This window comes from Sporosarcina sp. NCCP-2716 (assembly GCF_023707985.1).
GTDB lineage: Bacteria > Bacillota > Bacilli > Bacillales_A > Planococcaceae > Sporosarcina.
Window position 1 is genome coordinate 30,040 of the sequence record NZ_BRCF01000003.1, and the last position, 12,074, is coordinate 42,113.

General features: G+C 53.1%; 14 protein-coding genes and 1 tRNA gene. 6 read left to right on the plus strand and 9 right to left on the minus strand.

Annotated features, from left to right (window positions below; genetic code table 11):
- Positions 1-90: 90 nt before the first annotated feature.
- Positions 91-1,620 carry an APC family permease gene (locus NFU03_RS05890; protein WP_251636972.1) on the minus strand — a complete coding sequence of 510 codons (1,530 nt, stop codon included), beginning with the start codon at positions 1,618-1,620 and terminating at the stop codon, positions 91-93.
- Between the two features lie 218 nt (positions 1,621-1,838).
- Between NFU03_RS05890 and NFU03_RS05895 the strand changes: the two genes are divergently transcribed.
- Positions 1,839-2,321, plus strand: a complete 483-nt coding sequence (locus NFU03_RS05895) for a general stress protein (RefSeq protein ID WP_251636974.1) — start codon at positions 1,839-1,841, stop codon at positions 2,319-2,321.
- A gap of 124 nt (positions 2,322-2,445) precedes the next feature.
- Positions 2,446-2,625: a hypothetical protein gene (locus tag NFU03_RS05900; RefSeq protein WP_251636976.1), complete on the plus strand. Its 180-nt coding sequence runs from the start codon at positions 2,446-2,448 to the stop codon at positions 2,623-2,625.
- Positions 2,626-3,113: 488 nt separating this feature from the next.
- Here the strand turns inward: NFU03_RS05900 and NFU03_RS05905 are convergent, their stop codons facing one another.
- From NFU03_RS05905 to NFU03_RS05920, 4 genes are all read right to left on the minus strand, one after another.
- Entirely contained in the window at positions 3,114-3,647 is a 534-nt protein-coding gene (locus NFU03_RS05905) for a DUF420 domain-containing protein (RefSeq protein WP_251637448.1), read from the minus strand.
- A 96-nt stretch (positions 3,648-3,743) separates the two neighbouring features.
- Positions 3,744-4,490, minus strand: coding sequence for an amino acid ABC transporter ATP-binding protein (locus tag NFU03_RS05910; RefSeq protein WP_285835417.1), 747 nt, complete (start codon positions 4,488-4,490; stop codon positions 3,744-3,746).
- 15 nt (positions 4,491-4,505) lie between these two features.
- Positions 4,506-5,165: an amino acid ABC transporter permease gene (locus NFU03_RS05915; RefSeq protein WP_251636978.1), complete on the minus strand. Its 660-nt coding sequence runs from the start codon at positions 5,163-5,165 to the stop codon at positions 4,506-4,508.
- A gap of 33 nt (positions 5,166-5,198) precedes the next feature.
- Entirely contained in the window at positions 5,199-5,981 is a 783-nt protein-coding gene (locus NFU03_RS05920; RefSeq protein WP_251636980.1) for an amino acid ABC transporter substrate-binding protein, read from the minus strand.
- 161 nt (positions 5,982-6,142) lie between these two features.
- Here NFU03_RS05920 and NFU03_RS05925 point away from each other — a divergent pair, with 161 nt between their 5' ends.
- Positions 6,143-6,505: a DUF2500 domain-containing protein gene (locus NFU03_RS05925; protein ID WP_251636982.1), complete on the plus strand. Its 363-nt coding sequence runs from the start codon at positions 6,143-6,145 to the stop codon at positions 6,503-6,505.
- 38 nt (positions 6,506-6,543) lie between these two features.
- Here NFU03_RS05925 and NFU03_RS05930 read toward each other — a convergent pair whose 3' ends face one another.
- Positions 6,544-7,728 carry an MFS transporter gene (locus tag NFU03_RS05930; RefSeq protein ID WP_251636983.1) on the minus strand — a complete coding sequence of 395 codons (1,185 nt, stop codon included), beginning with the start codon at positions 7,726-7,728 and terminating at the stop codon, positions 6,544-6,546.
- A gap of 15 nt (positions 7,729-7,743) precedes the next feature.
- Positions 7,744-8,163 (minus strand): MarR family winged helix-turn-helix transcriptional regulator, encoded by a 420-nt coding sequence (locus NFU03_RS05935; RefSeq protein WP_251636986.1) that lies wholly within the window; start codon positions 8,161-8,163, stop codon positions 7,744-7,746.
- Positions 8,164-8,376: 213 nt separating this feature from the next.
- On the opposite strand from NFU03_RS05935, the gene NFU03_RS05940 reads away from it, so the two are divergent.
- A tRNA-Arg gene (locus tag NFU03_RS05940) sits at positions 8,377-8,449 on the plus strand.
- A gap of 264 nt (positions 8,450-8,713) precedes the next feature.
- Here the strand turns inward: NFU03_RS05940 and NFU03_RS05945 are convergent.
- Positions 8,714-9,109 carry an SRPBCC family protein gene (locus tag NFU03_RS05945; RefSeq protein WP_251636988.1) on the minus strand — a complete coding sequence of 132 codons (396 nt, stop codon included), beginning with the start codon at positions 9,107-9,109 and terminating at the stop codon, positions 8,714-8,716.
- Positions 9,110-9,234: 125 nt separating this feature from the next.
- Here NFU03_RS05945 and NFU03_RS05950 point away from each other — a divergent pair, with 125 nt between their 5' ends.
- On the plus strand, positions 9,235-9,759 hold the full coding sequence (locus NFU03_RS05950) for a hypothetical protein (protein WP_251636990.1): 525 nt from the start codon (positions 9,235-9,237) through the stop codon (positions 9,757-9,759).
- Between the two features lie 69 nt (positions 9,760-9,828).
- Here the strand turns inward: NFU03_RS05950 and NFU03_RS05955 are convergent, their stop codons facing one another.
- Positions 9,829-10,794, minus strand: a complete 966-nt coding sequence (locus NFU03_RS05955) for an alpha/beta hydrolase (RefSeq protein ID WP_251636992.1) — start codon at positions 10,792-10,794, stop codon at positions 9,829-9,831.
- 535 nt (positions 10,795-11,329) lie between these two features.
- Between NFU03_RS05955 and NFU03_RS05960 the strand changes: the two genes are divergently transcribed.
- Positions 11,330-12,073 carry a YqcI/YcgG family protein gene (locus NFU03_RS05960; protein ID WP_251636993.1) on the plus strand — a complete coding sequence of 248 codons (744 nt, stop codon included), beginning with the start codon at positions 11,330-11,332 and terminating at the stop codon, positions 12,071-12,073.
- Position 12,074: the final 1 nt, after the last annotated feature.

A 12,074-nucleotide genomic window follows, 5' to 3' on the forward strand; every position in this document is an offset into this window, starting at 1 on the left:
TCAGACAACTAAATGCCTAGCATGAGTAAAAAGGACAGCATGCCCTATTTTACTACTGGGGCATGCTGTCCTAATCGTAAGGTGCAAAGGTCATGTAGGGATTCCTGTATTTGGAGACGGCGTCTTATTCGGTACCGGCGGAGCCGTTTCCACTCCAACGGACGTATCCACTTCGGATTCAATCGACTTCCCGAGAATATAATACTCGGTCTCTTCCTGTGAAAGGCTGTTGTACTTATTGCGGATGGCTGCGTAGAACACACCGCCGAGTACTGCCCAGCCGATGAGGAGAACGTATGACGGTGTCGTCAGGGCTGCCGGTGAGAACGGAAGCAGCAGCAGCAGCAGAAATGCGGTGCTTGCGGCCATCCCGGTCAATGCGAGCCCTTTCTTCACAGGAGCGATTTCCCGGTTCGCCTCCTCTTTCCCCCATGCGAGCACTTTGTAGGCAGCGACGCACGTGAACAGGTACGCGACCGATACACCCGTCGACGACATATCGACGATCCACGAAAGCGCCTGCCGTCCGAACCAAGGCGTCGGCAGGGTGATCAATGTCACGAACCAGATCCCCCAGACCGGCGTCTGGTTTTTCTTCGAAATCTTACGGAACATATCCGGCAGCGCACGGGCACGCGCCATCGAGAACAGCAGCCGGCTCGACGACATATAGAAACCATTCAATCCGGTGAAGATCCCCATCATGATGGCGACCGCCATGACGACGAGCCCGCCGAAGCCGAGCGCTGTATTCACGACTTCCCCGGTCAGCCAGAGATTTCCGTTGAGTGCGGCGCCCGCCGGGAATGTCCAGGCAGTCAGACCGATCATGATCGCGTAGATCAAAAACGATGTGAACAGCGAGGCGACGATTAGCATGGTCGCTTTCCGGGGCGAGAAATTGAATTCCTCCGCAGCTTGCGGCACGTTATCGAACCCTACATACGCCCACGGGGCAATCGCCAAGATGACGAGGATGGAAGTCAGGACCGACTGGCCTCCGCTGAACAGCGGCTTCATGTTTTCGAGCGGTGATTCTGAAGTGCCGAATGTAAACGCTCCCAAAATGACGACACCGGCGACGAGGAATACGCTGAAATAGAACTGGATCCTGCCCGAAATGTCCGTGCCGGTCGAGTTGACGACAGCAAACAGCAGGATGATCAGTGAAGAGATGATGACTTCCGGTAAATAGACGTCCCATCCTGCGATAGAATATAAGTACATCTGCTTCATGAAGCCCGGTGCCAAGAACTTCAGGAGCAATGAGAATGCCGAGGCGTTAAGCGCCACGATCGATATGTATCCGAGGGATAGGAACCATCCGCAGATAAATGCCCATATTTTTCCGCTTGCTATGAAGGCATACGTGAACCCGCCGCCAGATACCGGGAATTTCTTGATCATCACGCCGTAGCTCGACGCAATCACCATCATTACGAGCGCTCCTATCAGCAAACCAATCATCGCCCCGAGCGGCCCGGATTCACCGATCCAGTCTCCCGGCAGGATGAACGCCCCCCATCCGACTGACGAACCGAGCGCAATCGCGAACACCCACGATGGCTTCAAAGTTTTGGTGAGCTGCCTCCGTTTCTGGCCTGCTTTAACATGATCCATATTGTTTTCCCCCTATAATTCTTTTTACCCGTATTCCCTCCACAGGATAGATGAAACCTATCATGCGCCAAACAAAAAAACGAAAATCTCTCTTCCTAATTAAGCAGCGGCCGCCTTCTGCCATAACCCCGAGTGAAAGGTTTCAGAATAGACGACACGGGTATTCTCTGACTAGCACCGTATTCACTTACACTTACAAACCAGGAGGCGTTTTGAAAATGGTAAAAAGACAAGTAGTCGGGTATTATAACAATGAAAATGAGGCAATCCGTGCAATCGAGGAACTGAAGCGCCAAGGGTATTCATCGGAAGAAATCTCAGTGATCAGTAAAGAACGCGAACAGACGGAAGCAGTCGTCGAAGAAACAGGAACACACGCAACTGACGGCGCAGCGACCGGCGCAGCAACTGGCGGTGTGCTCGGCGGGCTCGGCGGCGTCCTTGCAGGTCTAGGCGCACTTGCCATTCCGGGAATCGGACCGATCATCGCAGCTGGACCGATCGTTGCCGGAATTACCGGTGCAGCAGCAGGAGCAGGTGTCGGCGGATTGGCCGGCGCATTGATCGGCATGGGAATCCCAGAAGAAGATGCCCGCCATTATAATGACCGTTTCGACGAAGGTAAGATCCTCGTTCTTGTGGACGGCGACTACCCGCGTGAAGGCGGTGGCTTGGACGAATACAACCGCACGCTTCTATAAGCGGTCAATGATACGCAACCGGCTCCCTTCCTGAAATGGAAGGGAGTTTTCCCCGTGATCGAAAAAGTCAGGAATCCGTGCTATACTAACGGAACGGCACATGACGAACGGAGGAATCATAACGATGCAATACAACCAGCAGAAGATGGCGCAGCTCGTCAAGCAGGAACCCGAACTGACGAAGCGTCTGAAAGACATCATGAAGGAGCACGACTTGGAACGCCCCTATGCGTTAAAGGCGCTCTATCATGCAGAAGTGAAAGAGAGCGGCCGTTTCATGAAGCCGTATCAGGAAATGGATTAAGCAAGAAGCTGACAAAAACAGGCAGGAGACCGCGCGGATTGCGGGTCTTCTGCCTGTTTTTTTGTTTGGGAATAATGCGGGGGCAGTAAGGAGTGTCTCTAGTGACCGAGTGAGTTCGCTGGGGTTGGCTTCCGGGCAGTAAGAGCCTCTCTTAGTGACCGATGCACCGCTTTTTAGACTCTGCCGGGCAGTAAGGAGCGTCCCTAGTGACCGAATGAGTGCGCTGGATGGGATTCCGGGCAGTAAGAGTGTTCTTTAGTGACCGATTCACCGCTTTTTCGACTCTGCCGGGTAGTAAGAATCCCCCTTAGTGACCGTTTCAATGCCTTTACGCCTCTATCGGTCATTTAGACTCGCCCCTAGTGACCGTCCAAGCAATCGCCACTCTTCCCGGGCAATAAAGCCGCCCTCAATTGCCCGCGTCGCCATACGCACCCTCCCCTGCCCCACAAAAAAACCGGCGCATGAAGCCGCGCCGGCCGGGTGTTTCAATAATAGGGAGAAATCAGGACATAGACAAGGACACCGGTGAAGCTGACGTACAGCCAGATCGGCATCGTCCAGCGAACGATCTTGCGGTGGCGTTCGATTTCGCCGTTCCATGCACGTGCGACACTCGTCAATGCGAGCGGCACGATGGCTGCCGCCAGCAAGATGTGCGAAAACAGGATGAAATAGTAGAATCCTGCTAAAAAGCCGCTTCCGCCGAATGGTGTCGATTCCGACAGAAAATGGTACATGACATACGTGATGAGGAAGAAGAATGTTGTCACGAATGCAGCGTAGATGAACCGTTTATGTACCGTCACGTTCCGCTTCTTGATGGCGACCAGCGCCCCGACAAGGAACAGGAATGTGAAGGTATTGAAAATCGCATTCATTAAAGGCAGGATCGTAATATCGAACGCATCGAAGTTCTCGACGCCCGGCATACCGGACAGCACACCGATCGCCCCGATCAGGATGATGGAAACCGTTATGATGAACGGCTTATAATTTCGTTTCTTGATAGGCCGTTCCATTGAAGAGATTGACTGTTTCACTCCGTTCACTCCATTGCTAGCAATTTGTCGTGCCTTTCCAGTTTACCATATCCGGAAAACAACGACCATTGAACGCTAGCCGAGTGTGCGCGCCAAGAAGGCTTTTGTGCGATCTTGTGTCGGATTTGTTAACATCTCTGCAGGAATTCCTTCTTCGACAATGAGACCGTCCGCCATGAACAGCGCTTTTGTTGCGACATCTTTCGCAAACGACATTTCGTGCGTGACGACAATCATCGTCATGTCCTCTTCCGCCAATTTTTTCATGACATCGAGGACTTCCCCTGTCAGCTCGGGGTCTAGCGCTGACGTCGGCTCGTCGAACAGAAGGATTTCGGGCTCCATCATGAGGGCTCGGGCGATGGCGACACGCTGTTTCTGGCCGCCCGACAGATTGGCCGGATAGGCGTCCGTCTTGTCGGAAAGTCCGACTTTTGCGAGCAGTTCTGCGATGCGGCTTTTCAGTTTCTCTTTCGGCTCCCCTTTGACGAGCCGCGGAGCAAGTGCCAAGTTCTGGCTCACCGTCAAATGCGGGAACAGATTGAAGTGCTGGAACACCATGCCGATCCGCCGGCCGATCGATCGGCACTCCGCAGGACCAGCATAGGCTCCATCCTTCACGAGTGCTTCCCCATCAATCCGGATAGTGCCCCCTTCAATCTCCTCGAGCTGGGCAAGGCTCCGCAGCATCGTGCTTTTTCCGGAACCTGAAGGCCCGATCACCGCGATCACCTCGTTCCTCTCAACGCCGAACGTAATCTGCTTCAACACTTCGATATCACCGAATGATTTCTCCATATTCACTACTTCTATCAACGCCATGGTCCTTCACCGTCCTCATACATAATGGAAGCGCCGTTCCAGCCACTTGAACACGAGTGTTAAAACCGCCGTAATCAGCAAATAGATGATGCCTGCAAGCACGAACGGGACGATCGTGAAGTCCCGGTTGACCGCCGTCTGTGCAAAGTGGAGCAGTTCCGGCACCGCGACCGCATACAGCAGCGCTGTGTCTTTCACTAAGGTGACGGACTCGTTGGCGAGCGCCGGCAGCGCAATGCGGATCATCTGCGGTATGACGATGCGTGTCGTCGTCTGCCACTTGTTCAGGCCTAGCACTTGCGCCGCTTCGTACTGCCCCTTGTCGATCGACAGCAGGCCACCGCGGAAAATCTCCGCGAAATACGCCGCGTAGTTCAGGATGAAAGCAAGTGCCGCAGCCGCGAACCGGTCGATGACGAGGTATTCACCAATCACCGGGATGAGCGGCAGTCCGAACACGAAGAATAGCAGCTGCAGGAGCAGCGGTGTCCCGCGCATCAAATAGATGTAAGCATTCGCTAGCCAAGACAGCGGCTTGAACTTACTGCCGACAGCGAGCGTCAGCAGAAATCCGAGCGGAATCGAGAGGACAATGGCGATGACGAACAGCAGGATTGTTGCCTGTGCTCCCTGCAGCATCGGTTTCAATATGGATAGTAAATAATCTGGTGACATGATGTTCCCTCCAACCGGACGTAGACCCGCGACTTAGTTCAATACTTTGTTCTCCCCGAACCATGTTTTCGAAATCTGAGCGGCTGTGCCGTCTTCATTCATCGTATCGAGGGCTTTTTGCAGTTTCTGCAGCAATTCTTCGTTGCCTTTCTTCACGCCGACTCCGTATTCTTCAGGGGCAAGCGTTTCGTCGAGCACTTTGAAGGTGCCCTCTTCTTTTGACATGTAGTAGTCGATGACGACTTCGTCGATGATGACAGCGTCGACCCGTTTGCTCTTCAAGTCGGAAAGTGCAAGTACGTTATCCGCGAACTCGGTCTTGTTTTTCACTTTGTCCGCAATCGGATTGGCTTCTAACGCATCTGCCGCAGACGACAGCGCCTGCAGGCCGACCGTCTTGCCTTCCAGATCGGACAGCGACTTGACATCCGAACCGTCCAGCACCGCGACAACTTGCGCGTTGCTCAAATATGGTTTCGTGAACAGCACTTTCTTCTTCCGTTCGTCAGTAATCGTATACCCATTCCAGATGAGATCGATGCGTCCGCTGCTCAGCTCGGTCTCTTTCGCTTTCCAGTCGATCGGCTGGAACTTCGCTTTCATGCCCATGTGCTCTGCAGCTGCCTTCGCATAGTCGATATCGAATCCGGTCAGTTCGTTCGACTCATCCCGGAAACCCATCGGTGCGAATTTATCATCGACCCCGATCACCAATTCGTCATCACTTCCTGCTGCTTCCTTTGGCGTCCCGCATCCTGCGAGCAGTGCCATCACTCCGATTCCTGCCAATGCAACTTTCATCTTCTTGAGTTTCATCCGCTTCTCCTCCACTTCATCGCTTTAGTCTGTTAAAGTAATAATAGATTAACACATCCTATTCACATTGCAAAGCATTTACTACAAGAATGTGAAAAAACTTGTGAAACCAAACCCGGCCGAATGACGTATACTTGGGAAAACAGAGAGGCGGTACTCCTATGGATCCTTTTTCCCCGTTCTTTTTCGGCGGTTTCTCAATTGTGTTCACCATCATCTTCCTGCTGGTCGCCGGCACATTCCTATTTGTAATTGTCAAAGGGATCACCGAGTGGAACAAAAACAACCATTCCCCTCAGCTTACTGTAGCCGCTCACGTGAAAACGAAACGCACCGAAACGACAGGAGGAAGCGGCGACTCCTCCGCGTCCACATGGTACTACGTAACATTTGAATACGAGAGCGGCGATCGCCAGGAATTCGGCGTGAACGGCCGGCAGTTCGGCATGCTGGCGGAAGGCGATTACGGGATACTGAGGTTCCAGGGCACCCGCTACCTTGACTTCGAGCGGTCTGCCGCATGAAAAAAAACGGTTCTCCATCCGCTGGAGAACCGTTTTTTTCATGCCGATACAGGTTTTTTGTTCCGCGCGATCAGCAAGTAGAGCACAAGCGCTGCTACAATGAGACCGGATAAAATCAGATACAGCTCTCTGTATCCGTACGCTGTTGCGACACCGCCAAGCACATACGGACCGAAACCGAATCCGAAATCGAGGAAAATATAGAATGTCGACGTCGCGATGCCGATCCGTTTGATCGGTACGCCGAACAGGGCGATCGCCTGGGCGCATGATTGGAAGTTCCCGAATCCAAACCCGATCACCGCACCTGCAACGAGCAGCATAAGACCGGTAGCCGTATTGCTCAGCAGCAGCAGACCGCCGGCGAACAGAATGAGCGACGGAATAATGACGAACGGGCCGCCTTTCCGGTCGAGCAGTTTCCCTGAAAACGGCCGGGAAACGAGGATGGCCGCAGCGTAGACGAGGAAGAAGAAACTTGCCGCGCCGACCAGTCCTTCCTCTTTCGCGAAGAACGACAGGAACGACAGCACGCCCGAATAGCCGACGCCTGCGAGAAGGGTGATCACTGCAATCGGCAGCGCGGATTTCTCAATGTAATTCGCAAGTCCTTTCGGTGCGTCCGCCGGCTCGCTGACCTCGTGCCCTTCTTCTTCGGGACGTTTCTCCACGAAGAAGAACATCGCAAGACCGATGATCCCAAGTACGAGACTGAACACGAACAGCCACGTGAACGTGACGTGCTGGCTCAAGTAGATGCCGAAAAACGGACCGATTGCCGTCGCCAGCACTGTGCTCAAACTGAAATAACCGATCCCTTCCCCGCGCCGCGACGGCGGAATGATCTGTGCAATCATCGTACCGGTCGCAGTGGACGCAATACCAAGGCCGATTCCGTGAATGAAACGAACGATCAGCAGAAGCGGAAGTGATCCAGCCGCAAAGTAAAGTGCCACCGCGATTACGGACAGCACGAGACCGATCAGCAGGATCTTCCGGCTTCCGATACTTTCAATAACCCGCCCCGTCGCCAAACGTGCGGATAATGTCCCGATGATAAAGATCCCTGACACGAGTCCCGCCATACTTGCAGAGGTGCCGTATTCCTCAACCGCAAATGGCGCGATCGTCACCATCAGCATGTACATGACGATCATCAGAAAGAAATTGATGATTGAAATGAAAATGAAGTCCTTTGTCCATAAGTTCTGGTTTTCTTCCATATATGACCCTCTCCATCAGTTCATAAGATTTTGATACGCCTGATCCAGCAGCCGTTTCGCAGACTCGATCTCTTCCCTCGGGATCCCTTCAAGGATCCGCTCATACAGCGGAAGCAGTTTTTCCTGGATGGCCTCCGTCGTGCGGCGTCCTTCTTCGGACAAACGCAGCAGTTTCTCCCGCTTATCCTGCCCTTGTGTCACCTCTATATAACCCATCTCATGCAGCCGCTTGACAATCTTCGTGATCGACGGCTTCTCCACCATCTGCTCCTCAGCAATTTCCGCGGAGGTCATTTCCCCGCATCGCGACAGCAGGCTCAGCACCGTCCATTGCGCATTGTACAAATCATAATGTTGCAGCTGCTTATTGAGCTGATTCACAAGCGGCCGGTGCAGTTTCACGAAACTCCGGACGAACTCAAGTTCCAAATGCACGTCTCCACCTCCATTTGAATGAGTTTAAATGATTAATTAACCTAATTAACTATTACAGTATACGCCGATCAAGTTCTGCTGTAAAGGGCTGTAATCGTAAAAAGCTGTCCGGCCCTGCCCAGTTGCACGGTATCGCCTCCCCAGGTGTCAACACTGTCCGAAAGAGTTGCCCTCGCTGCAGACATGCCGTATACTAATAGAGTTCGATCTCATGTCTCAGTAGCTCAGGGGATAGAGCAACAGCCTCCTAAGCTGTAGGTCGCAGGTTCGATTCCTGCCTGGGACGTCAGAAAACCCCCTTGCAACGTAATTTGTTGCAGAGGGGGTTTTGTTTTAGTCGGATTTATGGTGGAATTGCTCATAAACTTGGGAAAACGCTCATAAATCCTCAAAAGCGCTCATAAACTGGTGAAACCGCTCATAAATTCCCAAAAGCGCTCATAAACCGGCGAAACCGCTCATAAATTCCAAAAACCGCTCATAAACGGGTGAAAACGCTCATAAATCACAAAAACCGCTCATAATCCCGCGACTCTACACTCACACACCATCATTCCCCAAGATATGCCGGCAGCTTTTCATTCACGATGACGTCCCAGCCGCCTTCCATCGTTGTAAAAAACCTTTCCTGATCAGGAGTCCAACCCGAATGGGTCACGCTGAAGCGGGTTTCGCTGGCACCGACTTCTTCCAACTCGATCAGCAAGTGCCAATGTTTGTCCCAGTCAAAGCCGACAACCCGCTGCGTCTCCAGCTCAGTTACGGTACATGGTGAATCGCCGAAAGGTTCTGCACGCAAGACAAATTGTTTACCGAGGACCGGCTCGAATGTATTGGCCATCCACCAGGCTGAAAGCCCCTCTGAAGTGGATATCGCCTTCCAGACTTTTTGGACAGGCGCGCTCAATAAAATTGTTTTCTTAATTTCCTTTGTTTGATATTCCATGTAAATTCTCTCCCCCTTCTCGATTCTCCGTTTCACTATCAATATACCACGTGAGAGTGATCAGGATCCGGTTCACCCTGTAACTTTCCGCCGTCCTCCCCGTCTGATGAAGCAGGAGGGATTCCATGAAGAAAATCACAGTTCTTTTCATCGCCATGGTGGCCGTCCTGGCTGCCGGATGCGGGACGGACAAGAGCGGTGCGTCTGAACCGGATGAAACGGTGCGCCTTGTCGCTTCCGAACCGACGCTGCCATCCGACTTCGAACAGATGAGCGTCGCGCAGAAAACACGCGGGTTCCTTGCGGTGTCGGTGAATGAGCAGGACGCGTTCGAGACAGCGTGGACTGATTATGGCATGGAGGATGGACGGCCGGAGCTTGACTTCAAGGAAGAGGCCGCCATCTTCATCAGTCTTCAGGAGTCCAGCAGCTGTCCGAACAGACCGGAATCATTCGATACGACAGCGGAATCCGGGGAGCTCGGGGTGCACTTTGAGCCGCTTCCCGACGTCTGCACCGCTGATTTGGCTCCTCGGACCCTTGTCATTTCGGTGAAGAAAGAAATCGCCGGGGATTTGAAAACGATCCGCCTGTATCTTCAGCAGCAGGAAGTTTCCGTTCCGTTACTCGGGCTGCAAGTCGAATATTGAAGCAGCGTGATGGCAAGGCACTATTTGCTCATGAAAACACCCCCTCTTCAACAGAAGGAGGGGGCGTTCTCAGTCCATCGTGTTTTCTAGAAACTGCTTCACTTTCGCTTTGTAGACGTCCGGCTCTTTCGCGTATGATTCGCCGTGGTTCGCACCGGCGAAGAGTAGCAGTTCCGTACTGCTCGACGTGTTCTCGTACAGTTCGATCGCATTTTTGACCGGGACGAACGTGTCCGCCTTTCCGTGGATGTACAGGATCGGCACGTCCGTGTGCTCCACTTCCTTCAATGAATTGGCTTCACGGAAAAAGTAGCCGGCCCGCAGTCGGGTGATGATACTCGTGCTGTCGAGCAGCGGGAATGCCGGCAGGTGGAACATCCGCTTCATCTGATAGGCGAACAGCTGGTAAACCGAGCCGTACGGGCTGTCAGCGATGATGGCATTTACCTGATCGGGCAGCTCCTCTTCCCCGCTCGCCATTAGGACAGTCGCCGCGCCCATCGACAGGCCATGATAGGCAATTTTCGTTTCGCTGCCGAGTTTGTCCAGTAAGAGGGTCGTCCAGTCGATAAGGTCCAGGCGGTCGGGCCAGCCGAATCCATAATAGGTTCCCCCGCTTTTGCCGTGACCCCGTGCATCCGGCAAGAAGATGTCATAGCCGAGCTCTTGGTAATAAAAGATGCCGAAGAGTCCCATCTGCTTGGCGTTCCCTAAGTAGCCGTGCGTCAGGATGACCAGTTTGTCCGTCGGCTTTTCGGCTGAGAGATAATAGCCGTTTAGCTGGAGCCCGTCGCGGGAGGTCATCGTCAGCTGTTCGAATGGCTGTTCACTGACCCATTCTGTCCAATCCCCGTGTACGTACAGGTCCATCGTTTCGTCTGACACTTCCAGATCGGCGTTGTTTTGGAGGAATTCCTTCGGTCCCCGTTTGATGGCCAGCTCATAGAAGAAAATACCGCCGAGCAATTGGACAACGACAAAGACACCGGCCGCAGCCAGCGCTGTCTTCTTCCAGTTCCGTTTGATCCACTTCATGTAATCCCCTACTGTCTGTGCAGTCATTTCTTCCATTATACAGCATATGCTGAATTGGCAACAAATCCGGTTGTACAAGTATGTATGCGGCACTGCTGGGCAGTCCCCAGTCGGATCAGGCCGGGTATTCTTTTCCACTTTCCGGCGAAAGTGCCCCCTGCAGGCGGGACAGAGTCGTGCCGCGGCTCTGTGTGTACTAGTATATGCAAGGTGGTGCCTGTTTATACATGTCGTAGCAAAGAAAGATAGATACCGGCAGACCCCCGTCCGTTTGCGTGAAAGTCCCGAGCCGATCGAAGCGGCGAATTGTGTCTGTTTGCCGATAAATTAGTGCATCTGGCCGATTCAGCGCTTCATTAGGCCGATATCTCCTACCATTCGGCCGATTCCATACGTCATTCGTCCGATAACGCGTCCCATTTATCCGATTCAGCGCCGCTGCACCGCCACCCCAGACGAACACAATTTGTTTCACTTTCCCCGATCAGGGAATTAGGCAATAGAATAGAGGAAGCAGACGAGAGGATGACATAGTGTGATTGAAACGAAGCGCGCGCTACTGACAAAAGAGGATTTTGCCGAAAGGGACGACCTGCCCGGCTGGCTGCTGAAAGAATATCAGACATTCCATGACACGGTGACCGATAAGACGTTTCCGTGTTATTTCGGCATGGGCGGTGAGCTGAAAGGCGAGCTGCGCTATGCCTATGTAACTAAGGACGACTGGAGCCGGCTGCCACAGGCGTTGACGGAGTTCCTGGCCCTGTTCGACAATCCAAAGCATAAGCGGCACGGGCTGTTCGTGTTCGTTGAACCTTTCGAAACGGAAGGCACGCTGGATGAATACCGCGAGCAGTTCTGGGACATTCTGCAGTATTTGCATGACGTCGACGAAGTCGAGTGGCCGGAAGAGAGTCCGCGGGATCCCGATCATCATCTGTGGGACTTCCGTTTCCACGGGGAGCCGATCTTCGCGTTCGGCAATACGCCTGCTTACAAACAGCGGAAGACGCGTGATCTCGGCAACGCGATGGTCATAGGGTTCCAGCCGCGGAAGATCTTCGAAGGCCTGAAAGGGACCGAAAAAGGCGGGATCATGTCACGGGAAAAGGTGCGGGAGCGTGTCGAGGAATGGGATCACCTGCCGAAGCATCCGGACATCAGCCATTTCGGTGATCCCGATCATAACGAATGGAAACAGTTTTTCATCGGGGACGACAGCGAACCGATTGTTGGAAAGTGCCCGTTCACCCATAAGGAACAGAAAAAGCCGTCCTGAC